We start from the raw sequence: 26,615 nt of genomic DNA on the forward strand, positions 1-26,615 counted from the left end.
TATTTCGCGATGTTGCCCGAAATCCGTAGAGTCCGGACAGAAGTATGTTATGCTTTGTACTCGTTAGTGAGTACATTCGACAGGTGGCGTAACATGACCCAACAATCCCCCTATTCAGCGGCGGTGGCCGAACAGCGTCATCAGGAGTGGCTGCGTTTTGTTGCTCTCCTGCAGCAGGCGTACGCCGACGATCTCCATCTGCCGCTTTTACAGCTCATGCTGACGCCCGACGAGCGCGAGGCGCTGGGCACGCGGGTGCGTATTATTGAAGAGCTGCTGCGCGGCGAGATGAGCCAGCGCGAGCTGAAAAACGAGCTCGGCGCCGGGATCGCCACCATTACCCGCGGTTCGAACAGCCTGAAGTCAGCCCCGCCGGAGCTGCGTCTGTGGCTGGAGCAGGCGTTGATTAACGTTAACGATAAATAGCGTTATGAAACGGGCTTAGCGCCAGCACGACGGCCTGATGATAAACGCTGCTGCGCGTCAGTTTTCCGGCCGTAAATACGCCGATAGCGCCCTCTTTACGGCCAATTTCATTGATGCCGGTATACTGAGACATCACCGGCCCCAGCGCTTCTCCTGCCTGGACTTTTTCAAGAATGACCTGCGGCAGAGGCAGGGTCGCCGAGCGCGCTTCGCCGCGCAGGCTGCCGTCCTCGATCGTCACCCAGCTAAAGGTGCTGCCCTCATCGATGCCGGCTTCAATAGCGACCCAGAAGTCAGCATTGGGCTGCGCGCGACGCGCGTTAGCCACGCGGTTTCGTGCGCCAGCGCGCGTTTCGTCGCTGCCGAAAGGCTGTTCCGGCACGCCGCTCTCGACGGAGACGGACTCAATGTGGCAGGATCCTTCGCCGAAGATCTCGTTAAAAGCCTGCAGAATTGCCTGAATTTTGGCGGGATTAGTGGTAGCTGAGACAACATGGTGCATAATCAAAACAACTCAGAAATACTAAACATCATCGCAGTATACTCCAAATCATTCTTGTTGCAGGCGGCTATGCTTGTAGCTTAATGGTTAAGAGCTCATAACGGATAATAAAGCATGTTACAGGTATACCTTGTTCGCCACGGTGAAACGCAGTGGAACGCCGAGCGACGTATTCAGGGCCAGTCCGACAGTCCGCTTACCGCCCACGGTGAGCGTCAGGCCTGGCAGGTAGGCGAGCGCGCCAGAACGCTGGGGATTACGCATATTATCGCCAGCGATTTAGGCCGGACGCGGCGTACCGCAGAAATCATCGCTGAAGCCTGCGGATGCAGCGTCATGACCGATTCACGCTTGCGTGAGCTGGATATGGGCGTGCTGGAAAAGCGCCATATCGACTCGCTGAGCGAAGAAGAAGAGGGCTGGCGTCGACAGCTGGTTAACGGTACGCCCGACGGGCGCATCCCGCAGGGAGAGTCAATGCAGGAGCTGAGCGACCGTATGCACGCGGCGCTGACCTCTTGTCTGGAGCTGCCCGCAGGTAGCCGGCCGCTGCTGGTGAGCCACGGCATGGCGCTGGGGTGTCTGGTGAGTACGATTCTTGGCTTGCCCGCCTATGCGGAGCGTCGCCTGCGTCTGCGCAACTGCTCTATCTCTCGCGTTGACTATCAGCAAAGCCCCTGGCTGGCGTCGGGATGGGTCGTGGAAACCGCGGGGGATGTCTCGCATCTTGATGCCCCCGCGATGGATGAGCTACAGCGTTAACGACGAATCGGAATCAGGTATTCGCAGCGCAGCTGAATAGGCGGTTCCTGATTCCGGTTTTCATCTTCCGGGAAGAAGCGTTCGATATCCAGGCCCTTACGACGAGTGAGATTGAGCATCGGCATGCAGGTGCCGTAAACCGTCAGAATAAATTCCTGTAGCCCGGTGCCCAATCCTTCGTAGGTAAACATCACGTATTCGCCGCCTTCCAGCGTCACCGGGTGGGCGTTGTGCAGATGGCCGTTAGCCAGCTCCGGCGTCAGCGCGGTGGTGTAAAACACCTCCTGCTCATCGTCTTTATCGAGGCTCGGACGCGGCTCATGCAGGCCGTACAGCGTCGGAGGAATCGATGGCGTATTGGCGAGGAATTCACGCCAGAACTGCACGCGCATCTGATTACGGAAATCGGAGATCTCTTCCAGCTTGCAGGTATAGCTCTGGGTCACGCCGACCAGCTGAGTGGTGTTCAGCGTGACGAATTCGTACTGCGGCATGGTGAACTCGCCCAGACGCAGCGGAGGACGCATACCGTAAGAGCTCCAGTCGGGGGAGCGTCGGTAAAGGGCTGGCGTCAACGAGAACTGTTTTTTAAATGCGCGAGTAAAAGTCTGCTGCGAGTCAAAGCGATACTGCAGCGCAATATCGAGAATCGGACGCGCGGTCAGGCGTAGGGCAACCGCTGACTTAGATAAGCGACGGGCGCGAATATAGGCACCAATGGCATGGCCGGTCACGTCCTTGAACATTCTTTGCAGATGCCACTTGGAATAGCCCGCCTTCGCTGCCACATTGTCCAGTGAGAGTGGCTGATCCAGGTGACCTTCCAGCCAGCTAAGGAGATCGCGAATAATCCCTGCTTGATCCATAAAATATCCCCATCCTTAAACTCAGGTGCCTGATACTAAAGGTAGCGGATAATAGCATTTTTTGATGTTTTAGCATTCAGTGTTTTTTTTGCTTTTAAATGCGATTCTTCCAGAAGTATCGGTGGTAATTTTGTAAAGCTGTGATCTATAAAACTTTTCTTCTTAATGTGTGATAATCACTCAGCTAAATTTTTAAGAATGGTAACAATATGAAATACAAGAAGTTAGTGGCAGGTATGCTTTTACTGGCGGGGTCTCAGATGGCGCAGGCGGAGCAAATTGGCTCTGTGGATACCGTGTTTAAGTTCCTTGGGCCGGATCATAAAATTGTCGTAGAGGCCTTTGACGACCCGGATGTGCAAAACGTGACGTGCTACATCAGCCGGGCGAAAACCGGGGGAATTAAAGGCGGGTTAGGGCTGGCGGAAGATACCTCTGATGCCGCGATCTCCTGTCAGCAGGTGGGGCCGATTGAGCTGACGGATAAAATCAAAAACGGTAAAACGCAGGGCGATGTCGTGTTCCAGAAACGCACCTCGCTGGTATTTAAAAAGCTGCAGGTGGTGCGCTTTTACGATGCCAAACGCAATGCGCTGGTCTATCTGACCTATTCGGATAAAATCGTCGATGGCTCGCCGAAGAACGCGATTAGCGCGGTGCCGATTATGCCATGGAATAAATAACAGGGAACGCCGATGCAACAACCGCGGATCTGGTTGGTGGAAGATGAGATGAGCATCGCCGATACGCTCGTCTACCAGCTGCAGCAGGAAGGATTTATCGTTACGGCGTTCGAGCGCGGACTGCCGGCGCTCGATGCGGCACATCACCACCAACCCGACCTGGCGATTCTCGACGTCGGGCTGCCGGATATCAGCGGGTTTGAGCTCTGTCGGCGGCTGCTTGCCCGCTACCCGGCGCTGCCGGTGCTGTTCCTGACGGCCCGCAGCGAAGAGGTGGATAAGCTGCTTGGCCTGGAAATCGGCGCTGATGACTATATTGCCAAGCCATTTTCCCCTCGTGAAGTTTGCGCCAGAGTTCGCACCGTTCTGCGGCGGCTGCAGAAGTTCGCCGCCCCTCCACCGCTCTTGCGCGTGGGGGAGTTCACATTGAACGACGCCGCGGCTCGGGTCACCTGGTGCGGTCAGAGCCTGAATCTGACCCGCTATGAGTTTTTATTATTAAAAACGTTACTGCACTCTCCGGGGCGCATTTTTTCCCGCCAGCTGCTGATGGAGCAGGTATGGGGCGATGCGAACGAGAGCTTCGATCGTACCGTGGATACTCATATCAAAACGCTGCGCGCTAAGCTGCGAGAAGTGAACCCTGACATCTCCCCCATCAATACGCACCGCGGCATGGGATACAGCCTTGGAGGCTTCTGATGCGCATCGGTATGCGGCTGCTGATGGGCTACTTTTTGATTGTGGCGATCGCGGCCTGGTTTGTGCTTTCCATCTTCGTTCAGGAGATTAAACCCGGGGTCCGGCGGGCAACCGAAGGGACGCTGATTGATACGGCTACCCTGCTTGCCGAGCTGGCCCGCGAGGATTTACTCTCCGCCGATCCCCAGCACGGGCGCCTGGCCCAGGCTTTTCAAACGCTGCATCGCCAGCCGATCAACGCCAACATTGCCGGCATTAATAAAGTTCGCAATGAATATCACGTCTATATGACCGATGCGCAGGGCAAGGTGGTGTTTGATTCTGCGGGCAGTGCGCTGGGGCAAGACTACTCGCGCTGGAACGATGTCTGGCTCACTTTACGCGGGCAATACGGCGCGCGCAGCACGCGCAGCGATCCGAACGATGATAACAGCTCGGTGATGTATATTGCCGCGCCGGTGACTGACAGCGGCCGAATCATTGGCGTGCTAAGCGTCGGGAAACCCAATCTGGCCATGGCGCCGGTCATTAAACGCAGCGAGCGGCGTATTCTGTGGGCCGGCGGGGCGCTGCTGGGGATCGCGCTCCTGATAGGCGCTGCGATGGTATGGTGGATTAACTTTTCCATCGGCAAGCTGGTTCGCTACGCGGACTCCGTGACCGCCGATCGTCCGGTTCCGCTGCCGAATCTGGGCGGCAGCGAACTGCGTAAGCTGGCGCAGGCGCTGGAGAGTATGCGCCTTAAGCTTGAAGGTAAAAACGCCATTGAAAACTATATTTATGCGCTGACCCATGAGCTGAAGAGCCCGCTGGCGGCGATTCGCGGCGCGGCAGAAATTCTCCGTGAGGCTCCTCCGCCTGAGGTCGCCGCCCGTTTTACGCGTAATATTCTGGCGCAGAACGCGCGAATGCAGTCGCTGGTGGAAAATTTGCTCCAGCAGGCCCGGCTGGAGAACCGGCTGGAGATCGCCCGACGTCCCGTCCCCGTCGCTGAGCTATTTCATCGCCTGGCCGAGGAGCGCGAGATCGCGCTGGCGGCGAAAAAAGTGACGCTGCGCTGGCAGGATACGCCTCTGATGGTTGAAGGCGATCGGGAGCTTCTGGCGCAGGCGTTGGGTAATCTCGTTGATAATGCTATCGATTTCACGCCTTCCGCAGGGGAAATCCTGCTTGGTGCTGAAGAGCGTGATGGCGGCGTGCTGTTAACCGTATGCGATACGGGATGCGGCATTCCCGACTACGCCCTGGGGCGTATTTTTGAACGTTTCTATTCCCTGCCTCGTGAAAATGGGCAAAAAAGCAGTGGCCTGGGGCTGGCGTTTGTTCGTGAAGTCGCGCGCCTGCATCAGGGGGATATCCAGCTGGTTAATCGCCCTGAAGGCGGCGCGTGCGCTTTGCTGACACTTCACGCTCACTTCACATAGCTTCAAACTCTCCCCACACGGCCCCTTTAAGGTGAGCACATCACTAAGGAGAGGGCTATGTTGAAATCACCACTATTCTGGAAAATGAGCACCCTGCTGGGGTGCATTTTACTGTTGTCGATCCCGCTGATGCTGGTCCGGCAGCTGATCGTTGAACGCGCGGACTATCGTAGCGACGTGGTTGACGCGCTGGAGAGCAGCACCAGCGGATCGCAGAAACTGGCTGGGCCGCTGATTGCCATTCCGGTGACCGAGACGCTAACGCGGGTTGAGGGAACTAAAACGGTAGAATATCAAACCCAATGGGTACACTACTGGCTGCCGGAGACGCTGGCGGTCACCGGTAATCAGGATGTTGAATCTCGGAGAATCGGTATCTATGAGGGGCAGATCTGGCACAATAATCTCAGCGTCAAAGCGCATTTTGAACCTTCGCGCATCAAGGCGCTCAGGAAGCAGACGATTACGCTGGGCAGACCGTTTCTGGTCGTCAGCGTCAGCGATGCGCGCGGTATTGGCGAGATTAAGTCACCAGAGCTCAATGGCGAGAGGCTACCCGTTGAGCCTGGGCCGGGTCTCGACGACAGCGGGGAGGGCATTCATATGCCGATGCCGCTGTTACTCCCTGAACAAAAAGCGCTGGATATTGAATTCACGCTCAATCTGAATGGCAGCGGCAGTTTCTCGGTGGTTCCGCTTGGGCGCAACAGTACCTTACAGCTTGCCGGCAATTGGCCGCACCCGGGGTTCCTTGGCGACTTTTTACCTGCAAAGCGGGAAGTCAGCCCAACAGGCTATCGCGCCCAGTGGCAAAGCACCTGGTTTGCCAACAATATGGCGAAGTTTTTTGTTGAGGGTCGGCAGATTGAGTGGCGTCAGTTGCCTGCTTTCAACGTGAATGTCACCACGCCCGCCGATCAATATCAGCTGACCGATCGGGCGACAAAATATGCCGTTCTGTTGATAACGCTGACGTTTATGGCATTTTTTGTTTTTGAAAGCTTAACGCGGTATCGCATGCACCCCATGCAGTATCTGCTGGTGGGGCTGTCGCTGGTCATGTTCTATCTGGTGCTGCTGGCGCTGTCCGAACATATCGGTTTTACGGCATCGTGGATTGCCGCCAGCCTGCTAGGCGCGCTTATCAATGGGGTGTATCTTCAGGCAGTATTGAATGGTTGGCGTAACAGTTTACTGTTCGTCTGTGCGCTACTGCTGCTGGACGGCGTTATGTGGATGCTGTTGCGATCGGAAGATAGCGCATTGCTGCTGGGGACCGGCGTATTGCTGCTGGCGTTAAGTGCGCTGATGTTCCTGACTCGCCACGTTGACTGGTACGCGTTATCTCTGCCGAAGGCAAAAGGTGAGCTGCCGGACGCTGGTCAGGATGACGATAAGCTCAGGATCTGGAAATAAAAAAAACGGCGCGAATTGCGCCGTTTTTACGTTATGACAGCAAGAAAAACGGTGTTATTCCTGCAGGTCGCCACAGAAGCGGTACCCCTCGCCATGGATGGTGGCGATAATTTCCGGGGTGTCCGGAGTGGATTCAAAATGCTTACGAATGCGACGGATGGTCACGTCCACGGTACGGTCGTGCGGCTTCAGCTCACGGCCGGTCATTTTCTTCAGCAGTTCCGCACGCGACTGGATTTTGCCCGGATTTTCGCAGAAGTGCAGCATGGCGCGGAATTCACTGCGCGGCAGCTTGTACTGCTCACCATTGGGGCTTACCAGCGAGCGGCTATTGATATCCAGCTCCCAGCCGTTGAACTTATAGCTTTCCACGCTACGGCGCTCTTCGCTCACGGTACCCAGGTTCATGGTACGGGAGAGCAGGTTGCGCGCGCGGATCGTCAGTTCACGTGGGTTGAACGGTTTAGTGATATAATCATCGGCGCCAATTTCGAGGCCAAGGATTTTATCCACTTCGTTATCGCGGCCGGTGAGGAACATCAGCGCGACGTCCGCCTGCTCACGCAGTTCGCGTGCTAACAGGAGACCATTTTTACCCGGCAGGTTGATATCCATGATCACCAGGTTGATATCATTTTCAGACAGGATCTGATGCATTTCCGCGCCATCGGTCGCTTCGAATACATCATAACCTTCTGCTTCGAAAATACTTTTTAACGTGTTGCGTGTTACCAACTCGTCTTCAACGATAAGAATGTGCGGGGTCTGCATGTTTGCTACCTAAATTGCCAACTAAATCGAAACAGGAAGTACCAAAGTCCCTGACCTGCCTGGTGCATGTCGCAAATTAACATGCCCGGCGTAACATGACTAAAGTACGTAATTGCGTTCTTGATGCACTTTCCATCAACGTCAACAACATCATTAGCTTGGTCGTGGGTACTTTCCCTCTGGACCCGACGGTGTCAAAAACGGCTGTCATCCTAACCATTTTAACAGCAACATAACAGGCTAAGTGAGGCATGACACCCAATAAAACTACGCTTCGTTGACATATATCAAGTTCAATTGTAGCACGTTAACAGTCTTGTGAAATCATTGCATCTAAACGGGATTCATCTTCACAATTCATACTTCGCTCAATTAGTTGCAATGAGAAAATAATAAACGCGGTGAATCCAAAGCCTCAAAACGTACTCGGACGTAAATTTCATTGCCAAACATACGGATAAAGCCGTTCTGTTAACATACTCTGTGTCATGGTGCCTTGGGAATAGTTTAGTTTTTTTTATGGGTGATAAAGCTCAAATTTAGTGATTTTTGTTGCAAATTTGTAAATTCACGGCGCGTAAAATGAGGGAAAAAATCGTTATTCCCACCGCCTAAAAGGTAAAAGAGAAACCGAATGCGTTTATCAATTGTATTAGTGTCCCCGGCTCGGGCGGAAAACGTCGGGGCGGCAGCCAGAGCGATGAAAACCATGGGGTTTAGCGACATGCGTATCGTCGATAGCGAGGCGCATTTGCAGCCCGCCGCGCGCTGGGTCGCGCACGGTTCTGGCGATATCCTCGATAATATCAACACTTATGCTACGCTGGAGCAGGCGCTGCACGATGTTGATTTCACCGTGGCCACGACCGCCCGCAGCCGGGCGCGTTTCCACTACTACGCGACGCCGCAGCAGCTCCTGCCGCTGCTGGAAGAAAAAGCGCAGTGGATGCATCATGCCGCGCTGGTGTTTGGTCGGGAAGATTCTGGTCTGACGAATGAAGAACTGGCCCTTGCCGATGTGTTGACCGGTGTGCCGATGGCGGCTGACTATCCTTCGCTAAACCTGGGGCAGTCGGTGATGGTCTATTGCTATCAGCTGTCCTCATTGCTGCAGCAGGCCCCGTCAACCTCCGCCGACGCAGATGATAATCAGCTGCAGGCGTTACGCCTGCGAACGCGCGATCTGCTTAACCGCCTCGGCGCGGGTGACGATGTAAAACTGTCCGACTGGCTGGAGCAGCGGATAGGACTTTTGCAGCAGCGAGACACCGCGATGCTGCATCGTTTACTGCACGATATTGAAAAAAACCTCCCAGGGTAAAATGCTGTCATATTATTTTCATATGGTCTTATGTGCTAATTATTGGCGTCTGGATGCGTAAATCCGGATGAATTGTCAGGTTGCTATGGCGTATTGGCCAGGTGTGAAAAAAAGGGTTAAAAGTAGAAATTCGTTGACTTAAGTCGACAGATACTTTAACCAATATAGGCACAGGACACAGACAGATAAAAATTACAGAGTACACAACATCCATGAATCGCATCGGCATGATCACCACGATTATCACCACCACTATTACCACAGGTAACGGTGCGGGCTGACGCGTACAGGAAACACAGAAAAAAGCCCGCACCTGAACAGTGCGGGCTTTTTTTTCGATAAAAAATCAAGGGGTCATAACCATGCGTGTGTTGAAGTTCGGCGGTACATCAGTGGCAAATGCAGAACGTTTTCTGCGTGTTGCCGATATTCTGGAGAGTAATGCCAGGCAGGGGCAGGTAGCGACCGTACTGTCTGCCCCGGCGAAGATCACTAACCATCTGGTTGCGATGATCGAAAAAACCATTGGCGGGCAGGATGCGCTGACTAATATCGCTGATGCCGAACGCATTTTCGCCGAACTTCTGCAAGGCCTCGCCGATGCCCAGCCGGGCTTTCCGCACGCTCAGTTGAAAATGTTTGTCGAGCAGGAGTTTGCGCAAATCAAACACGTCCTGCACGGTATTAGCCTGCTCGGACAGTGCCCGGATAGCGTCAATGCGTCTCTGATCTGCCGGGGAGAAAAGCTCTCCATCGCTATTATGGCCGGCTTACTGGAAGCGCGCGGTCATAACGTCACGGTGATTAATCCGGTTGAAAAACTGCTTGCCGTTGGCCATTACCTCGAATCCACCGTGGACATCGCCGAGTCGACCCGCCGCATTGCCGCCAGCCAGATCCCGGCTGACCATATGGTGCTGATGGCGGGCTTTACCGCCGGTAACGAAAAGGGCGAACTGGTGGTGCTGGGCCGTAACGGCTCTGACTACTCCGCAGCGGTGCTGGCCGCCTGCCTGCGCGCCGACTGCTGTGAAATCTGGACCGACGTTGACGGCGTTTATACCTGCGACCCGCGTCAGGTGCCGGATGCGCGTTTGCTGAAGTCGATGTCCTATCAGGAAGCTATGGAGCTCTCCTACTTCGGCGCCAAAGTTTTGCACCCGCGTACTATCGCCCCCATCGCCCAGTTCCAGATCCCCTGTTTAATCAAAAATACCGGTAATCCGCAGGCGCCGGGTACGCTTATCGGCGGCAGCAGCGATGAAGACGATCTGCCGGTGAAAGGTATCTCTAATCTCAACAATATGGCGATGTTCAACGTCTCCGGGCCGGGGATGAAGGGGATGGTTGGCATGGCGGCGCGCGTGTTCGCCACTATGTCCCGCGCGGGAATCTCCGTTGTTCTTATCACCCAGTCCTCTTCCGAATACAGCATCAGCTTCTGCGTGCCGCAGAGCGATTGCGCTCGGGCGAAGCGGGTAATGGAAGATGAATTTTATCTGGAGCTGAAAGAGGGGCTGCTTGAGCCGCTGTCGATCATGGAACGCCTGGCGATTATTTCGGTTGTCGGCGATGGTATGCGCACCCTGCGTGGGATTTCCGCTAAATTCTTCGCTGCGCTGGCGCGCGCCAATATCAACATTGTGGCGATTGCCCAAGGTTCTTCCGAGCGCTCTATTTCCGTTGTCGTGAGCAACGATGATGCGACCACCGGCGTTCGCGTGACCCACCAGATGCTGTTCAATACCGATCAGGTGATTGAAGTGTTTGTCATTGGCATCGGCGGCGTCGGCGGCGCGTTGATCGAACAGATCAAGCGCCAGCAGAGCTGGTTGAAGAGTAAACATATCGACCTCCGCGTTTGCGGGGTGGCTAACTCGCGCGCCTTGCTGACCAACGTACACGGCCTGAACCTTGAACACTGGCGCGATGAGCTGGCGGAAGCCAAAGAGGCGTTCAACCTGGGGCGACTTATTCGTCTGGTGAAAGAGTACCATCTGCTGAACCCGGTGATTGTCGACTGTACCTCCAGCCAGGCGGTGGCCGATCAGTACGCCGATTTCCTGCGCGAGGGTTTCCACGTGGTGACGCCGAACAAAAAGGCCAATACCTCATCGCTGGATTACTATCATCAGCTGCGTCATGCCGCGAGCAGCTCACGACGTAAGTTTTTATACGATACCAACGTCGGCGCGGGGCTGCCGGTAATCGAAAACCTGCAAAATTTGCTGAACGCCGGCGATGAGCTGCTGCGCTTCTCCGGTATTCTGTCCGGCTCGCTGTCATTTATCTTCGGTAAGCTGGACGAAGGCGTAAGCTTCTCCGCGGCGACGAAGCTGGCGCGTGAAATGGGCTATACCGAACCGGATCCGCGCGACGATCTTTCCGGCGTGGATGTCGCGCGTAAGCTACTGATCCTCGCGCGTGAAACCGGGCGCGAACTGGAGCTGTCTGACATTATCGTAGAGCCGGCGCTACCGGCGGGTTTTGACGCCAGCGGCGATGTCGACAGCTTTATGGCACGCCTGCCTTCTCTGGATGACGAGTTTGCCTCGCGGGTCTCAAAAGCGCGCGATGAAGGTAAGGTCTTGCGCTATGTCGGTAATATCGAAGAGGATGGCACCTGCCGCGTGAAAATCGCCGCGGTTGATGGCAACGATCCGCTGTTTAAAGTGAAAAACGGCGAGAATGCGCTGGCGTTCTACAGCCACTATTACCAGCCGCTGCCGCTGGTGCTGCGCGGTTATGGTGCGGGTAACGATGTGACGGCAGCTGGCGTTTTCGCTGACCTGCTGCGTACCCTGTCATGGAAGTTAGGAGTTTAAGATGGTCAAAGTATATGCCCCGGCTTCCAGTGCTAATATGAGCGTCGGGTTTGACGTGCTGGGCGCGGCGGTAACGCCGGTTGACGGCACGCTGCTGGGGGACAATGTCTCGGTTGAGGCGGCGACAAGCTTTAGCCTGCAAAACGTGGGTCGCTTCGCCAGTAAACTGCCGACGGCGCCGAAGGAAAATATCGTCTATCAATGCTGGGAGCGTTTTTGCCAGGAGATTGGCAAGAAGGTACCGGTGGCGATGACCCTGGAAAAAAACATGCCGATTGGTTCCGGCCTGGGTTCCAGCGCCTGTTCCGTCGTCGCCGCGCTGGTCGCGATGAACGAGTTCTGCGGCAAGCCGCTCAATGAGAGCCGAATGCTGGCGCTGATGGGCGAGATGGAAGGGCGGATTTCCGGCAGTATCCATTACGATAACGTCGCGCCGTGCTATCTGGGCGGGATACAATTGATGCTTGAGGAAAACGGCATCATCAGCCAGCAGATTCCGGCCTTCGACGAGTGGCTGTGGGTGCTGGCCTATCCGGGTATTAAGGTCTCCACCGCGGAAGCGCGGGCAATTTTGCCGGCGCAGTATCGCCGTCAGGACTGTATTGCCCACGGTCGTCATCTGGCGGGCTTTATTCACGCCTGCTATTCCCGCCAGCCTCAGCTGGCGGCGAAATTGATGAAAGATGTGATTGCCGAACCGTATCGTACCAAACTACTGCCGGGCTTCAGCGAAGCGCGTCAGGCAGCAATGGAAATTGGCGCGCAGGCGTGCGGCATTTCCGGTTCCGGTCCAACGTTGTTTGCACTATGCGATAAACCGGAAACCGCGCAGCGCGTCGCCGACTGGCTGGCTACGCACTATCTGCAAAATCAGGAAGGCTTCGTTCATATTTGCCGGCTGGACACGGCGGGCGCTCGAGTAGTGGGATAACCAATGAAACTCTATAACTTAAAAGATCATAACGAACAGGTCAGCTTTGCGCAGGCCGTCACGCAGGGGCTTGGCAAGCATCAGGGGCTGTTCTTCCCGCACGATCTGCCGGAATTCAGCCTGACTGAAATCGACGAGATGCTGCAGCAGGACTTTGTGTCGCGTAGCGCAAAAATCCTGTCGGCATTTATCGGCGATGAGATCCCGCAGGGCGTTCTGCAAGAGCGCATCGGCAATGCCTTTACCTTCCCGGCGCCGGTCAGCAAAGTGCAGGACGACGTCGGCTGCCTCGAACTGTTCCACGGCCCGACTCTGGCGTTTAAAGACTTCGGCGGCCGCTTTATGGCGCAGATGCTCACCCATATCGCAGGCGACAAACCGGTCACTATTCTGACGGCCACCTCCGGCGACACCGGCGCGGCGGTTGCGCACGCGTTTTATGGCCTGCCAAACGTCAAAGTGGTCATTCTCTATCCGCGCGGCAAAATCAGCCCGCTGCAGGAAAAGCTGTTCTGCACCCTCGGCGGTAACATTGAAACTGTGGCTATCGACGGCGACTTTGACGCCTGCCAGGCGCTGGTTAAACAGGCCTTTGATGATGAAGAGCTGAAAGCTGCGCTGGGTCTTAACTCGGCTAACTCAATCAATATCAGCCGCCTGCTGGCGCAGATTTGCTATTACTTTGAAGCCGTGGCTCAGCTGCCTCAGGAAGCCCGTAACCAGCTGGTTATCTCGGTACCCAGCGGTAACTTTGGCGATCTGACCGCCGGCCTGCTGGCCAAATCTCTGGGTCTGCCAATCAAACGCTTTATTGCGGCGACTAACGCCAACGACACCGTGCCGCGCTTCCTGCAGGACGGTAACTGGTCGCCGAAAGCAACCCAGGCCACGCTGTCTAACGCCATGGACGTCAGCCAGCCGAACAACTGGCCGCGCGTGGAAGAGCTGTTCCGTCGTAAAATCTGGCGCCTGAATGAGCTGGGCTACGCGGCGGTGGATGATGAAACCACCAAAGAGACCATGCGTGAGCTGAAGGCTATCGGCTATACCTCAGAACCGCATGCGGCGATTGCTTATCGCGCGCTGCGCGACCAGCTGCAGGCGGGCGAGTACGGCCTGTTCCTCGGCACGGCGCATCCGGCGAAGTTTAAAGAGAGCGTGGAAGAGATTCTGCAAGAGACGCTGCCGCTGCCGAAAGAGCTGGCCGATCGCGCCGATCTGCCGCTGTTGTCGCATAATCTGCCGGCCGATTTTGCCGCGCTGCGTAAGCTTATGATGGGCTAAGTCTGAATCAGCGCTTCCCTGCTGCATGATTTGCGGCAGGGAAGCGGTTTTTTTATTGCTCGTGGCGTTTAAAGACCAGCTCTCCGTTACCCGAAGCGTCGGCGTCAAAGAAATAACCTTCGCTATCAAAGCGGGTCAGCTGCTCCGGCTTCGTTAAGCGATTCTCAATGATGTAACGACTCATCAAGCCGCGCGCTTTTTTAGCGTAGAAGCTGATCACTTTAAACTTGCCGTTTTTCTCATCAAGAAATACGGGCTTAATTAGCTGGCCCTCAAGCCGTTTGGGTTTCACCGACCTGAAGTACTCATCAGAGGCCAGATTTACCACAATATCGTCGCCCTGGGCTTTCAACGCCTGATTCAGCTTATCGGTAATAACGTCTCCCCAATACTGATACAGATCTTTGCCTTTTGCGTTCTCAAGCTTAATCCCCATCTCCAGACGATAGGGTTGCATCAGATCCAGCGGGCGCAGAACGCCGTACAGGCCGGAAAGCATCCGCAGATGCTGCTGGGCAAAATCGAAATCGGCTTCGCTAAAGGTCTCTGCCCGCAGGCCGGTATAGACATCACCCTTAAACGCCAGGATCGCCTGACGGGCGTTGTCCGGGGTGAAGTCTGGCTGCCAGTCGTGAAAGCGGGTCGCGTTCAGGTCAGCCAGCTTGTCGCTGATGCCCATCAGTTTACCAATCTGCGGTGCCGACAGCTGACGGGCAATGCCGATAAGCTCCTGAGAGTGTTCCAGTAGCTCTGGCTGGGTATAACGCGTCGTTGCCAGCGGGCTTTGATAATCGAGCGTTTTTGCAGGTGAAATCAGAATGAGCATATCCAGTCCTTACAGGAAATTTTTGACGACTTTAGCAAAAAAACGTCATGAGAGGATCGATAGCTGCGATTGCCGCGCTATTCGCGCGGCAGGTTGTCCCATGTTCCCGGTACCAGCTGCTGATGAATTTCAGGGTAGCGGGTGACGTCAAATTCCGGCCGCTGGCCCAGCTTCCGCTGTCGCAGATAATCGCTGGCAATGATGCGCACCGTCGGCGACAGCAGCAGGATAGCCGTCAGGTTAGTTATCGCCATCAGCGCCATGATGATATCCGCCATCTGCCAGACCACCGGTAGGCTGACCATCGCGCCGGTGACGACCATACACAGCGTGAGCAGACGCAGCAGCCAGATGTTACGCAGGCTATCCATGCGGAGAAAAATGAGATTATTTTCGGCATAGATATAGTTTGCGACGATCGAACTGAAGGCGAACAGCAGCACGATAAAAGCGACAAAGCTGGAACCCCAGTCGCCGACGAGGTTGCTCATCGAATGCTGGATAGCCTGAATGCCGCTTGCCGCTTCTTCGTTGCCGTCTCGCGGCGCCAGCATGATGATCACTGCGCTGGCGGTACAGATCACGATGGTATCAATAAAGACGCCAATCATTTGTACGATCCCCTGCGCCGCGGGATGAGGGGGCCAGGAGGCGGCAGCGGCGGCGGAATTTGGCGTCGAACCCATACCCGCTTCATTGGAAAACATCCCGCGCTGAAAGCCGCTGGTGAGCGCCTGGCTGATGGTGTAGCCCACCGCGCCCGCAGCGGCCTCTTGCCAGCCGAAAGCGCAGCGGAAAATGATTTCAAAAATCGTCGGCAGGGCGGTGATATGCCACAGGCCGATAATCAGGCTGGTCAGCACCCACAATAAAGCCATAAGCGGCACGAGCCACTGCATCAGCCGCGCTACGCCGCGAATCCCGCGAACGATGACCAGCAGGGTCAGCGCCGCCAGGACGCCGCCGGTGATAACATCGGGTAAACGAAACGCATACTCCATGGCATGGGCAACGGAGTTGGCTTGTACGGTATTGAAGATGACGCCGTAGGCCAGCAGGAGAAGAACGGAAAACAGCACGCCCATCCAGCGCATGCCGAGTCCCCGGGCCATATACCAGGCCGGGCCACCGCGAAAGTGCCCGCGGGAGTCGCGCTCTTTATAAAGCTGCGCGAGGGAACATTCGGCGAAACTGCTGGCCATGCCGAGCAGCGCCGAGACCCACATCCAGAAAACGGCGCCGGGGCCACCTGCGGCGATGGCCAGCGCCACGCCTGCCATATTGCCGCTGCCCACGCGCGCCGCAAGGCTCATACAGAGCGCCTGAAAAGAGGTTAACCCGCCGGGCTGCGGCTGAAGGCTCTTTTTCAGACTTCTGCTAAACTGGCGGATATAACGGAACTGAATATATTTTGTTCGCCAGGTAAACCAGACGCCAGCGCCCAGTAACAGATAAATCATTACCGAGCCCCAGAGTATTTCATTGATAAACGACAGAAAATCAGGCATCAAGCATCCTCTTGCCCATATCGGTGCGCGAGTGTAAGCGCTACCAATCCAGTGACAATCCTTTAGTGTTCAGGGAATTAATTGGCCCAGTTTATCACACTCTGCGCTCATGCATTGTAGGCGGTTGCGCTGCCCCGGCAGCGTGTTATCATCTTGGCAGACCGGTTACATCCCCTTAACTGCTGTTTAAGAGAAACACTATCATGACGGATAAATTGACTTCTCTGCGTCAGTACACCACTGTCGTAGCTGATACCGGAGATATCGCGGCAATGAAGCTGTATCAGCCTCAGGACGCCACGACTAACCCTTCTTTGATTCTCGGCGCGGCTCAGATCCCTGAGTACCGTAAGCTGATTGATGACGCTGTTGCCTGGGCTCGCGGCCAGAGCAGCGACCGCGCGCAGCAGATTATCGATGCTTCCGATAAGCTGGCGGTGAACATTGGTCTCGAAATTCTTAAGCTGATCCCTGGCCGTATTTCCACCGAAGTTGATGCTCGCCTGTCCTATGACACCGAGGCTTCTATCGCCAAAGCTAAGCGCCTCATCAAACTGTACACCGATGCTGGCATCGGCAACGATCGCATTCTGATCAAACTGGCTTCTACCTGGCAGGGCATTCGCGCCGCTGAGCAGCTGGAAAAAGAAGGCATCAACTGTAACCTGACGCTGCTGTTCTCCTTCGCTCAGGCGCGCGCCTGTGCAGAAGCGGGCGTATTCCTGATTTCTCCGTTCGTTGGTCGTATCCTCGACTGGTACAAAGCCAACACCGATAAGAAAGAGTACGCGCCGGCAGAAGATCCGGGCGTGGTGTCCGTAAGCGAAATCTACGAATACTACAAACAGCACGGTTACGAAACGGTGGTTATGGGCGCAAGCTTCCGTAACCTCGGCGAGATCCTCGAACTGGCCGGCTGTGACCGTCTGACTATCGCTCCTGCGCTGCTGAAAGAGCTGGCGGAAAGCGAAGGCGCCATCGAACGCAAACTGGCCTTCAGCGGCGAAGTTAAAGCGCGTCCGGCGCGTATCACCGAATCTGAATTCCTGTGGCAGCACAACCAGGATCCGATGGCGGTAGATAAACTGGCGGAAGGTATCCGCAAGTTTGCGATCGACCAGGAAAAACTGGAAAAAATGATCGGCGATCTGCTGTAATCCCCCATGTGGCCGGCGTCCGTCGGCCACATTAAACTGTCTGCCTTGCTCCCCTCGGTGTATTATTCTGTCTATTAATACTGTTTGAACGGAATAATCATGAACACCTTACGAATCGGCTTAGTTTCCATTTCCGATCGCGCCTCCAGCGGCGTCTATCAGGATAAAGGCATTCCCGCGCTTGAAGCATGGCTGGCCCGTGCGCTCTCCACGCCTTTCGAATTGCAAACCCGCTTGATCCCGGATGAACAGGTTATTATCGAGCAAACCCTCTGTGAACTGGTCGATGAAATGGGCTGCCACCTGGTCCTGACGACCGGCGGCACGGGCCCGGCCCGCCGTGATGTTACCCCGGATGCGACGCTGGCGATTGCCGATCGGGTGATGCCCGGCTTTGGTGAGCAAATGCGCCAGGTGAGCCTGCACTTTGTGCCGACGGCCATTCTTTCTCGTCAGGTTGGCGTTATCCGCAAGCAGGCGCTGATCCTTAACCTGCCCGGGCAGCCAAAGGCGATTGAGGAAACGCTGGAAGGCGTGAAAGATGCGGAAGGTAACGTGCTGGTGCACGGCGTTTTCGCGAGTGTACCGTATTGTGTACAGCTGCTTGAGGGGCCTTATGTGGAAACAAACGGCGAGGTAGTAGCAGCTTTCCGTCCTAAAAGCGCCAGGCGTGAAACATTATCCTGAATTTACCGTATTCCTGATATAACCTGCATCACCAGTGGTGTGTTGTTTTATTTACGATATAGTGTTTTTTACTTTACACCGTACGTGGAATATCTTCATACCTCTGGATGATCGCCCGTTATGTCACACTACACCCGACCTCTGAATCGACAGGATTATAAAACGCTGACGCTGGCCGCCCTCGGCGGCGCGCTGGAGTTTTACGATTTCATTATCTTTGTCTTCTTCGCCGCCGTTGTCGGCGAGCTATTTTTCCCGGCCGATATCCCGGAATGGCTGCGCCAGGTACAGACCTTCGGCATTTTTGCGGCGGGCTATTTAGCTCGTCCTCTTGGCGGCATCATTATGGCCCATTTTGGCGATCTGGTCGGGCGTAAGAAGATGTTTACCCTGAGTATTTTACTGATGGCGCTGCCTACGCTGGCGATTGGCCTGCTGCCCACCTACGCGTCGGTAGGCATCGTGGCGCCGCTTTTGCTGCTGCTTATGCGCATTCTTCAGGGGGCGGCGATTGGCGGTGAAGTCCCCGGCGCCTGGGTCTTTGTGGCGGAGCATGTACCGGAAAAAAGAATAGGTATCGCCTGCGGTACGCTGACCGCTGGCCTGACGGTGGGGATATTACTGGGGTCGGTCGTCGCGACGCTGATTAATACTCATCTGACTCCTCAGGGTATCCACGATGGCGGCTGGCGTATTCCGTTCCTGTTAGGCGGCGCGTTTGGTCTTGTCGCCATGTATCTGCGCCGTTGGCTCCAGGAGACGCCGATTTTCCTCGAAATGCAGCAGCGTAAAGCATTAGCGCAGGAGCTGCCGGTTAAAGCCGTCGCGCTGAAGCATCAGAAAGCGGTGGTGGTCTCAATGCTGCTGACCTGGCTTTTATCCGCCGGCGTGGTGGTGGTGATCCTGATGTCGCCGGTCTGGCTGCAAAAGCACTACGGTTTTGCCCCCGCAATCACCCTGCAGGCGAACAGTATTGCCACTATCATGCTGTGTATCGGCTGCCTGCTGGCAGGGCTGGCCGCTGACCGTTTTGGCGCCAGCCGCACGTTTATTGTCGGCAGCGTATTCCTCGCGGCGGCAAGCTGGGCGTTCTATCATCTTTCCGGCGATAGCCCGCAGCGCCTGTTCCTGCTTTACGGTGCGGTGGGGCTGTGCGTCGGCGTGGTCGGGGCGGTTCCGTATGTGATGGTGCGCGCGTTCCCGGCTGAAGTGCGTTTTACCGGTATCTCATTCTCTTATAACGTCTCTTACGCCATCTTTGGCGGTCTGACGCCGATTGCGGTGACCATGCTGATGGGCGTTTCGCCGATGGCGCCCGCGTGGTACGTGCTGGCACTGTCGTTGATGGGATTGGGGCTGGGGATCTGGCTGCGCCAGGGGCTGGAACAACAGGTCGCTGCGCCGAAAGCTGAACTGCAGCGCCTGCCGTAAATCGATAGGGCTCACGTCGCCGCTCGCGAACGGGCGGCGACGTTAATTAATGCTTTTCGCCGATTGGCAGAACGGTGCGGCCAAACTGCTCGTTCAGCACTTCACCCATCGCCAGATAGATGGCGCTAGCGCCACAGACCAGACCGACCCAGCCCGCAATCTTAACGATGCCTTCGTTATCAGCCAGGTGACCAATCGCCAGCAGCGCGAACAGCACGGTCAGACTGAGGAAAACAAACTGCAGCATACGCGCGGCTTTCAGGGTGCCAAAGAACATAAACAGGGTAAAAACGCCCCATAGTCCCAGGTACATACCGAGGAAGTGCGCGTTGGGTGCTTCTGCAAGGCCCATTTTCGGCATCAGAAGAATAGCAACCAGCGTCAGCCAAAAAGCGCCGTAAGACGTGAATGCGGTTAAACCAAAGGTGTTGCCTTTTTTAAACTCCAGCAGGCCGGCAAAAATCTGCGCAATGCCGCCGTAAAAAATGCCCATCGCCAGGATAGCTACATCAAACGCGAACAGGCCGCTATTTGCCAGGTTAAGCAGAATAGTGGTCATGCCGAAGCCCATAAGGCCCAGCGGTGCCGGATTAGCCAACTTAGTGTTGCCCATAATTCCTCAAAATAATGATTAGAAAGGGAAGCATTCCCCGTCTCTCAGCGACGGGGCGCGGCATAATAATTAGGCGCTGCGAAACTGTCTATGATCTGGCGGGGTATTTTTCACCAATTTCATTTTTCACCTGATGAAGTCTGGTCATTTGCCGTAAACAGGCAATATGCAGTACGGCCGGGATGGTCACGCGATAAGCGCTGCCGCTCACGGCTTTGACGCCATTAAACGCGGCGCCGAGGGGGCCGCCAAGCCCCGCGCCGCGAACCAGACCGTGGCCGATGACGCTAACCGCGGCGTGCGTGCGCAGGATCTTCGCCAGCCGGATTTCCAGAAGGTGGTTGACGCCCTGCGCCAGCTTATTTGTCTGCAGCAGATGGGGAAGTAATGCTTTATGGTCGTTGACCCGACACTCAACGGCAGTGAAGAAGTCAGCTTTCTGCCGATCGTCCATCTTCTTCCAGCTGTGTTCAAGGAAGTGCTCCAGAAGATGCTGTTCTATTTCCGGCGTAGAGGTGTGCTTATCGGCTTTGATTTTTAGCCGCTTGCAAACATCCAGCAAAATTTCCCGGTAGAACTTTCCGTGACGACGCAGCGTGTTGGCGATGCTGTCGCCGCCGAAGTGCTGGAGCTCGCCGGCAATGAGCTGCCAGTTGCGACGATAGCGTTCGGGATGCCCTGCCATCGCCTGGAAAGTTTGATTACGTAATAGCGTACTTGAAAGGCGCGGCTTTCCATTCTCATTGTGGGTCAGAATTCGGGTGAATGTTTCCAGATGCTCTTCGCTACAGCGATGAAGAAAAGAGAGGTCTTCATCATCCAGATAATTAATTTTCATAAATACCAGATAAGGTGAACAGTAATATTAATCGTCGCCAATGATTTTTAGCGAGGCCATGTCGGAAGAGTTAATCGTGTGGCCAGAAAAAGCGATTTTTTTTACGCAGCGCTTGTTATCGTTGTCGCTATTAATGTTAATCCAGTCGGTGGTTGCCCCCTGTTTGATGGTTGACGGAACGTTGAGGCTCTGGCTGGCGCTATTGCTGGCTTTAAAGTACACCGTCGCGCCGGAGAGCTGGATGTCGCCGCGATCGGCAGTGAGCTGGATACGCTTAATCACCCGGCATACCGGTAGCTTCAGCGTGAGATCGTTAGTCTCATTTCGCGGCATGGCGACAACCCCTAAAATTTTATGATCGTTAGCGGATGCTGACGTTATTAAGGCGGTGCTTAAAAATAACCCTGCTGATATATGAATCAGTGATTTCATGAGGATTTCCTGAATATTGGATGAGTCATAGCGGGGGCGTATTTTATCACCGGAACTTTATTGTCTTTAGCACGTAATCATTGCGGATTATGTCAATTGTTTTATGAATATATTTAACTTTAATTATTATCATTAATTATATTTTGTGCGTTTTTAGGCCCGCTTTCCGGACCGCTTATGAGGCCTGCTTGCCACCCGTCGGCGCGGGCAGGGCAAAAATTTTTTTGTATCCCCCCTTGATGCCGCGGTGGGCGACCCCATCTTGTAGTCAACCGCAGTGAATGAACCTGAAAAAAAATGATGTCTGGGTAGTTGAAACCGCACGTTTCGCCCTTATTACAGGTTCACAACCACATGTTGACTGAATTTTTAGTGGAGACGTTTAGATGGGTAAAATTATTGGTATCGACCTGGGTACTACCAACTCTTGTGTAGCGATTATGGATGGCACTACTGCACGCGTGCTGGAGAACGCCGAAGGCGATCGTACCACGCCTTCTATCATTGCCTATACCCAGGATGGTGAAACTCTGGTTGGTCAGCCGGCTAAACGTCAGGCAGTGACAAACCCGCAAAATACCCTGTTTGCGATTAAACGCCTGATTGGCCGCCGCTTCCAGGACGAAGAAGTCCAGCGTGACGTTTCTATCATGCCGTACAAAATCGTTGCCGCAGACAATGGCGACGCATGGCTTGATGTGAAAGGCACTAAAACCGCACCGCCGCAGATCTCTGCCGAAGTGCTGAAGAAAATGAAGAAAACGGCTGAAGATTACCTGGGTGAACCGGTAACTGAAGCGGTTATTACCGTACCTGCTTACTTTAACGATGCTCAGCGTCAGGCAACCAAAGACGCCGGCCGTATTGCAGGTCTGGAAGTCAAACGTATCATCAACGAACCGACTGCCGCTGCGCTGGCTTACGGTCTGGATAAAGAAGTCGGCAACCGCACTATCGCGGTGTACGACCTCGGTGGTGGTACCTTCGATATCTCCATTATCGAAATCGACGAAGTTGATGGCGAAAAAACCTTCGAAGTTCTGGCGACCAACGGTGATACCCACCTGGGCGGTGAAGACTTCGATACCCGTCTGATCAACTACCTCGTTGACGAGTTTAAGAAAGATCAGGGCATTGACCTGCGTAACGACCCGCTGGCGATGCAGCGCCTGAAAGAAGCCGCTGAGAAAGCGAAGATTGAACTCTCTTCCGCTCAGCAGACCGACGTGAATCTGCCGTACATCACCGCAGATGCCACCGGTCCGAAACATATGAACATCAAAGTGACCCGTGCGAAACTGGAAAGCCTGGTAGAAGATCTGGTTAACCGTTCCATCGAGCCGCTGAAAGTTGCTCTGCAGGATGCTGGCCTGTCCGTATCCGATATCCAGGACGTTATCCTGGTTGGTGGTCAGACCCGTATGCCAATGGTTCAGAAGAAAGTTGCTGAGTTCTTCGGTAAAGAGCCGCGTAAAGACGTTAACCCGGACGAAGCCGTTGCCATTGGCGCTGCTGTTCAGGGCGGCGTCCTGACGGGTGAAGTGAAAGACGTTCTGCTGCTGGACGTTACCCCGCTGTCTCTGGGTATCGAAACCATGGGCGGCGTGATGACTGCGCTGATCAATAAGAACACCACCATCCCGACCAAGCACAGCCAGGTGTTCTCAACTGCTGAAGACAACCAGTCTGCGGTAACCATCCATGTTATTCAGGGTGAGCGTAAACGCGCATCGGATAACAAATCTCTGGGTCAGTTCAACCTGGATGGTATCAACCCGGCACCGCGCGGTATGCCTCAGATCGAAGTGACTTTCGACATCGATGCTGACGGTATCCTGCATGTGTCCGCGAAAGACAAAAACAGCGGTAAAGAGCAGAAGATCACTATCAAAGCCTCTTCTGGTCTGAACGAAGAAGAAATTCAGAAAATGGTACGCGATGCTGAAGCTAACGCAGAAGCTGACCGTAAGTTTGAAGAACTGGTACAGACCCGTAACCAGGGTGACCACCTGCTGCACAGCACGCGTAAGCAGGTTGAAGAAGCAGGCGATAAACTGCCGGCTGACGATAAAACCGCTATCGAGTCTGCGCTGACCGCGCTGGAAACTTCGCTGAAAGGTGAAGATAAAGCCGATATTGAAGCGAAAATGCAGGCGCTGGCCCAGGCTTCCCAGAAGCTGATGGAAATCGCTCAGCAGCAGCACGCTCAGCAGCAGGCTGGCGGCGCTGACGCTTCCGAGAGCAACGCGAAGGACGACGATGTTGTTGACGCTGAGTTCGAAGAAGTGAAAGACAAAAAATAATCGCCCTTTGAACGGGTAAAACACTGGCACGGGCGAAGAGGTTTCCTCTCCGCCCGTGCACGCATGTTAAGGGGCTGAAAAACACCAATGGCAAAGCAAGACTATTACGAGATTTTAGGCGTTTCCAGAACAGCGGAAGAGCGTGAAATCAAAAAGGCGTATAAGCGCCTGGCCATGAAGTATCACCCGGACCGTAACCAGGGTGATAAAGAGGCTGAAGCTAAATTCAAAGAAATCAAAGAAGCGTATGAAATCCTGACCGATGCCCAGAAGCGTGCAGCCTACGATCAGTACGGTCACGCCGCATTTGAGCAGGGCGGCATGGGCGGCGGCGGCGGTGGTTTTGGTGGCGGCGCGGATTTCAGCGATATCTTTGGCGATGTTTTCGGTGATATCTTTGGCGGCGGACGCGGTCGCCAGCGCGCAGCGCGCGGCTCGGACCTGCGCTATAACATGGATCTGACGCTCGAAGAAGCCGTTCGCGGCGTAACCAAAGAGATCCGTATCCCGACTCTGGAAGAGTGCGACGTTTGCCACGGCAGCGGAGCCAAAGCGGGTAGCCAGCCGCAGACTTGCCCAACCTGTCACGGTGCGGGCCAGGTCCAGATGCGCCAGGGTTTCTTCGCCGTTCAGCAGACCTGTCCGCATTGCCAGGGGCGCGGTACGCTGATTAAAGATCCGTGCAATAAATGCCACGGTCATGGTCGCGTTGAGAAAACCAAAACGCTGTCGGTTAAAATCCCGGCGGGCGTCGATACCGGCGACCGTATTCGTCTGGCAGGTGAAGGTGAAGCGGGCGAGCATGGCGCACCTGCTGGCGATCTGTATGTACAGGTCCAGGTTAAGCAGCACGCCATTTTCGAGCGTGAAGGAAATAATCTGTACTGCGAAGTCCCGATTAACTTCACCATGGCCGCTCTCGGCGGAGAGATTGAGGTTCCGACGCTGGACGGTCGTGTAAATCTTAAAGTGCCGGGCGAGACGCAGACAGGTAAGCTGTTCAGGATGCGCGGTAAAGGCGTGAAGTCCGTGCGCGGCGGTGCGCAGGGCGATCTGCTGTGCCGCGTGGTGGTTGAAACTCCGGTTGGTCTTAACGATAAACAAAAGCAGCTGCTGAAAGATCTTCAGGAGAGCTTTGGTGGACCAACGGGTGAGAAGAACAGTCCGCGCTCTAAAAGTTTCTTCGATGGTGTGAAGAAGTTTTTCGATGATTTGACGCGCTAATTGCTATTCATTTCCTGACTTTCTCCAAGCCCGGGCCTTCGTGCCCGGGCTTTTTTCTATCCGGCTTCCACACTATTTAAATTAACCTATTATTTATCAGGGCTAACAATTGATTTATTTTGAGTATTATCTATATTGCTTTTTTCATTTTTAGAGGCCTGCAGCGGATGGGATCGAAAGGTGCCAATAAGGATTTTGATTATAATTTAATCAAGACTCTTGACGCTGTTATTTCGGCTGGAAATGCTGCTAAAGCAGCCAAAAAACTTGGAATTACCCCTTCTGCCGTGTCATTGGCGCTCCGCCGTTTACAAGGGTATTATCAGGAAGAGTTGTTTGTTCGTGGTAAAGATGGTTTGTTACCTACCGCGAAGGCGATTGAAATCTATCAAAATTTCCGTCAGGCGATGGAATTGGTAGAGAGCACATTTATTTCCGACAAAAAAGATAACGCTGACGCCAGGATGACTATTTTAGGCGGAGATATCGTTGAGACTTACTACCTCTCTCAGCTTTATGCAGACGATATCTTTGAGCACGTGTTACTAAATCATTATTCATCACGAAATCTTTCCCGCGAGGTGCTGGCTGATTTACTACTCACTGCGGAATGCGATCTTCTGATTAGCAGCGAGCCGTTGAATATCCCGGGAATTGATAATCAGCTTATCGACAGCTTCAGGAGCTTTGTTTGCATTTTCGCCAGCAACCATATCCTGAGTACCTTACCTCATATCTCATTACATCATTTCTATTCTTCTCGTCACGCGATGTATCAACTGGGTAGGTATTCTCCGATGATTATAAATGATAAAGGCCTTTTTAAAGATAATCTTTATTATAAAGGATCGCGCATTATCGGCTATCGCACCGATTCACTTAATGGGATGTTAAGTATGATTGAACGCACCTCATTAATCGCATTAATGCCGTTAAAGCTGGCACTTTTTTATAAAAATCAGCGCAAATATGATATTAAGTTTGTTCAGCCGCCACCTGAACTCACGTTCAAATCTATACAGATTTATGCATCATGGGACAAAAATAGTAAAAATATATCCATCATTAACGAAGTTGTCTCCCGGTTACACACGCTGTCATCATTTCGTCGCTGAGGAGTATCTTTTCAAACACTATATCAAATATGGTTTGGTTTGATACTCTTTGATTATTTTAAAATAGTCAACCTACCTACACTCTGGTGGTGCCTTTTTATATGAGTTAATCAAGGAGTGTACTATGTCTATTCCCAACCATCTCGAAACCACGGAAGTCGTTTTGCTGGAAGTCGAAATATTGTTCACAATTATTGCTACCGGCGCCTGGGGGGGATTTGTTAGCTATCTTATCCGCCGTGATAGGCAAGAGGGTGACGATCATTCCCATAAGGGAATCATGCACTGTTTGACCCAAGTGGTGGTTTCCTGTTTTACCAGTTTTTTGCTCAGCGCTGTAGCGATTGAAAAAGAGCTTAGTTTTAATATGGTGCTACTCGCCGCCGGTCTTGGCGGAGTATTTGCAGGGCCGATTTTAAAAATTCTTGGCGAGAAAATTAAAAAAGCGCTGGACGACGCAAAAATACATTAACTACATCTTTAATGTATATCGATCATGATAAAAGGCTCATCCCTGAGTCTTTTATTAGCTATAATTAAATAATCGTGTTATTTGACTCTGGCTTTC

At 54.0% G+C, this 26,615-nt stretch carries 27 protein-coding genes and 1 other annotated feature; of the genes, 19 read left to right on the top strand and 8 right to left on the bottom strand.

The features are described 5' to 3' along the window. Positions 1-93 precede the first annotated feature (93 nt). Complete coding sequence (gene trpR, locus MKleb_RS03965; protein ID WP_004098417.1) at positions 94-426, top strand: trp operon repressor; 333 nt, start codon at positions 94-96, stop codon at positions 424-426. Here the strand turns inward: trpR and yjjX are convergent. Then, on the bottom strand, positions 413-928 hold the full coding sequence (gene yjjX / locus MKleb_RS03970) for an inosine/xanthosine triphosphatase (protein WP_025106863.1): 516 nt from the start codon (positions 926-928) through the stop codon (positions 413-415). The two genes, trpR and yjjX, sit on opposite strands and share 14 nt — an antisense overlap. A gap of 114 nt (positions 929-1,042) precedes the next feature. On the opposite strand from yjjX, the gene gpmB reads away from it, so the two are divergent. Next, positions 1,043-1,690 (top strand): 2,3-diphosphoglycerate-dependent phosphoglycerate mutase GpmB, encoded by a 648-nt coding sequence (gene gpmB, locus MKleb_RS03975; RefSeq protein ID WP_014227840.1) that lies wholly within the window; start codon positions 1,043-1,045, stop codon positions 1,688-1,690. On the opposite strand, the gene robA is transcribed toward gpmB, so the two are convergent. Continuing rightward, positions 1,687-2,556: an MDR efflux pump AcrAB transcriptional activator RobA gene (gene robA, locus MKleb_RS03980; protein ID WP_014227841.1), complete on the bottom strand. Its 870-nt coding sequence runs from the start codon at positions 2,554-2,556 to the stop codon at positions 1,687-1,689. The genes gpmB and robA overlap by 4 nt on opposite strands. A gap of 209 nt (positions 2,557-2,765) precedes the next feature. Here robA and creA point away from each other — a divergent pair, with 209 nt between their 5' ends. Genes creA through creD form a run of 4 tightly spaced genes read left to right on the top strand, consistent with a single transcriptional unit; the run spans position 2,766 to position 6,781 of the window. Then, positions 2,766-3,239 (top strand): protein CreA, encoded by a 474-nt coding sequence (gene creA, locus MKleb_RS03985; RefSeq protein WP_004098425.1) that lies wholly within the window; start codon positions 2,766-2,768, stop codon positions 3,237-3,239. A 12-nt stretch (positions 3,240-3,251) separates the two neighbouring features. Further along, the gene (creB, locus tag MKleb_RS03990; RefSeq protein ID WP_004098427.1) at positions 3,252-3,941 is read left to right on the top strand and encodes a two-component system response regulator CreB; all 690 of its coding nucleotides are present in this window, start codon (positions 3,252-3,254) and stop codon (positions 3,939-3,941) included. Next, positions 3,941-5,365 carry a two-component system sensor histidine kinase CreC gene (creC, locus tag MKleb_RS03995; protein ID WP_025106862.1) on the top strand — a complete coding sequence of 475 codons (1,425 nt, stop codon included), beginning with the start codon at positions 3,941-3,943 and terminating at the stop codon, positions 5,363-5,365. The genes creB and creC overlap by 1 nt, the downstream gene beginning before the upstream one ends. Before the next feature lie 57 nt (positions 5,366-5,422). Further along, positions 5,423-6,781 carry a cell envelope integrity protein CreD gene (creD, locus tag MKleb_RS04000; protein WP_025106861.1) on the top strand — a complete coding sequence of 453 codons (1,359 nt, stop codon included), beginning with the start codon at positions 5,423-5,425 and terminating at the stop codon, positions 6,779-6,781. A 54-nt stretch (positions 6,782-6,835) separates the two neighbouring features. On the opposite strand, the gene arcA is transcribed toward creD, so the two are convergent. Further along, positions 6,836-7,552 carry a two-component system response regulator ArcA gene (gene arcA, locus MKleb_RS04005; RefSeq protein ID WP_002887843.1) on the bottom strand — a complete coding sequence of 239 codons (717 nt, stop codon included), beginning with the start codon at positions 7,550-7,552 and terminating at the stop codon, positions 6,836-6,838. 95 nt (positions 7,553-7,647) lie between these two features. Between arcA and yjjY the strand changes: the two genes are divergently transcribed. From yjjY to thrC, 6 genes are all read left to right on the top strand, one after another. Further along, positions 7,648-7,788 carry a YjjY family protein gene (yjjY, locus tag MKleb_RS04010; RefSeq protein WP_001541509.1) on the top strand — a complete coding sequence of 47 codons (141 nt, stop codon included), beginning with the start codon at positions 7,648-7,650 and terminating at the stop codon, positions 7,786-7,788. A gap of 398 nt (positions 7,789-8,186) precedes the next feature. After that, complete coding sequence (locus MKleb_RS04015; RefSeq protein WP_025106860.1) at positions 8,187-8,873, top strand: tRNA/rRNA methyltransferase; 687 nt, start codon at positions 8,187-8,189, stop codon at positions 8,871-8,873. 212 nt (positions 8,874-9,085) lie between these two features. Next, positions 9,086-9,154 (top strand): thr operon leader peptide, encoded by a 69-nt coding sequence (gene thrL / locus MKleb_RS04020; protein WP_004222578.1) that lies wholly within the window; start codon positions 9,086-9,088, stop codon positions 9,152-9,154. Beyond that, positions 9,093-9,210: a sequence feature (Thr leader region), on the top strand. It overlaps the preceding gene by 62 nt. A 25-nt stretch (positions 9,211-9,235) precedes the next feature. Then, on the top strand, positions 9,236-11,698 hold the full coding sequence (thrA, locus tag MKleb_RS04025) for a bifunctional aspartate kinase/homoserine dehydrogenase I (protein ID WP_014227847.1): 2,463 nt from the start codon (positions 9,236-9,238) through the stop codon (positions 11,696-11,698). 1 nt (position 11,699) lies between these two features. Further along, positions 11,700-12,629, top strand: coding sequence for a homoserine kinase (gene thrB / locus MKleb_RS04030; RefSeq protein WP_025106859.1), 930 nt, complete (start codon positions 11,700-11,702; stop codon positions 12,627-12,629). Positions 12,630-12,632: 3 nt separating this feature from the next. Beyond that, positions 12,633-13,913: a threonine synthase gene (thrC, locus tag MKleb_RS04035; protein WP_004098452.1), complete on the top strand. Its 1,281-nt coding sequence runs from the start codon at positions 12,633-12,635 to the stop codon at positions 13,911-13,913. Between the two features lie 52 nt (positions 13,914-13,965). Here thrC and yaaA read toward each other — a convergent pair whose 3' ends face one another. Beyond that, positions 13,966-14,739: a peroxide stress protein YaaA gene (yaaA, locus tag MKleb_RS04040; RefSeq protein WP_004098454.1), complete on the bottom strand. Its 774-nt coding sequence runs from the start codon at positions 14,737-14,739 to the stop codon at positions 13,966-13,968. Between the two features lie 77 nt (positions 14,740-14,816). Then, positions 14,817-16,247, bottom strand: coding sequence for an alanine/glycine:cation symporter family protein (locus MKleb_RS04045; protein WP_025106858.1), 1,431 nt, complete (start codon positions 16,245-16,247; stop codon positions 14,817-14,819). A gap of 203 nt (positions 16,248-16,450) precedes the next feature. Here MKleb_RS04045 and tal point away from each other — a divergent pair, with 203 nt between their 5' ends. The 3 genes from tal (at position 16,451) to MKleb_RS04060 (ending at position 19,522) form a co-directional block, all read left to right on the top strand. Then, positions 16,451-17,404: a transaldolase gene (gene tal / locus MKleb_RS04050; RefSeq protein ID WP_025106857.1), complete on the top strand. Its 954-nt coding sequence runs from the start codon at positions 16,451-16,453 to the stop codon at positions 17,402-17,404. 99 nt (positions 17,405-17,503) lie between these two features. Then, the gene (mog, locus tag MKleb_RS04055; RefSeq protein ID WP_004098459.1) at positions 17,504-18,091 is read left to right on the top strand and encodes a molybdopterin adenylyltransferase; all 588 of its coding nucleotides are present in this window, start codon (positions 17,504-17,506) and stop codon (positions 18,089-18,091) included. A 120-nt stretch (positions 18,092-18,211) separates the two neighbouring features. Then, positions 18,212-19,522, top strand: a complete 1,311-nt coding sequence (locus tag MKleb_RS04060) for an MFS transporter (protein ID WP_014227850.1) — start codon at positions 18,212-18,214, stop codon at positions 19,520-19,522. 46 nt (positions 19,523-19,568) lie between these two features. Here MKleb_RS04060 and satP read toward each other — a convergent pair whose 3' ends face one another. The 3 genes from satP to MKleb_RS04075 form a co-directional block, all read right to left on the bottom strand. Then, on the bottom strand, positions 19,569-20,135 hold the full coding sequence (gene satP, locus MKleb_RS04065) for an acetate uptake transporter (protein ID WP_014227851.1): 567 nt from the start codon (positions 20,133-20,135) through the stop codon (positions 19,569-19,571). An 88-nt stretch (positions 20,136-20,223) separates the two neighbouring features. After that, the gene (msyB, locus tag MKleb_RS04070) at positions 20,224-20,973 is read right to left on the bottom strand and encodes an acidic protein MsyB (protein WP_025106856.1); all 750 of its coding nucleotides are present in this window, start codon (positions 20,971-20,973) and stop codon (positions 20,224-20,226) included. Positions 20,974-21,000: 27 nt separating this feature from the next. Further along, complete coding sequence (locus MKleb_RS04075; RefSeq protein ID WP_025106855.1) at positions 21,001-21,405, bottom strand: DUF2541 family protein; 405 nt, start codon at positions 21,403-21,405, stop codon at positions 21,001-21,003. Between the two features lie 386 nt (positions 21,406-21,791). On the opposite strand from MKleb_RS04075, the gene dnaK reads away from it, so the two are divergent. The 4 genes from dnaK to MKleb_RS04095 all read left to right on the top strand — a co-directional run bounded on the left by dnaK (position 21,792) and on the right by MKleb_RS04095 (position 26,519). Next, positions 21,792-23,708: a molecular chaperone DnaK gene (gene dnaK, locus MKleb_RS04080; protein ID WP_004128758.1), complete on the top strand. Its 1,917-nt coding sequence runs from the start codon at positions 21,792-21,794 to the stop codon at positions 23,706-23,708. A gap of 87 nt (positions 23,709-23,795) precedes the next feature. Beyond that, complete coding sequence (gene dnaJ / locus MKleb_RS04085) at positions 23,796-24,932, top strand: molecular chaperone DnaJ (protein ID WP_014837364.1); 1,137 nt, start codon at positions 23,796-23,798, stop codon at positions 24,930-24,932. Positions 24,933-25,099: 167 nt separating this feature from the next. After that, positions 25,100-26,047 carry a LysR family transcriptional regulator gene (locus tag MKleb_RS04090; RefSeq protein ID WP_163586396.1) on the top strand — a complete coding sequence of 316 codons (948 nt, stop codon included), beginning with the start codon at positions 25,100-25,102 and terminating at the stop codon, positions 26,045-26,047. Positions 26,048-26,171: 124 nt separating this feature from the next. Beyond that, complete coding sequence (locus tag MKleb_RS04095; RefSeq protein ID WP_014227856.1) at positions 26,172-26,519, top strand: phage holin family protein; 348 nt, start codon at positions 26,172-26,174, stop codon at positions 26,517-26,519. Positions 26,520-26,615: the final 96 nt, after the last annotated feature.

Source organism: Klebsiella sp. PL-2018 (assembly GCF_019048985.1).
Classification (GTDB): domain Bacteria; phylum Pseudomonadota; class Gammaproteobacteria; order Enterobacterales; family Enterobacteriaceae; genus Klebsiella; species Klebsiella michiganensis.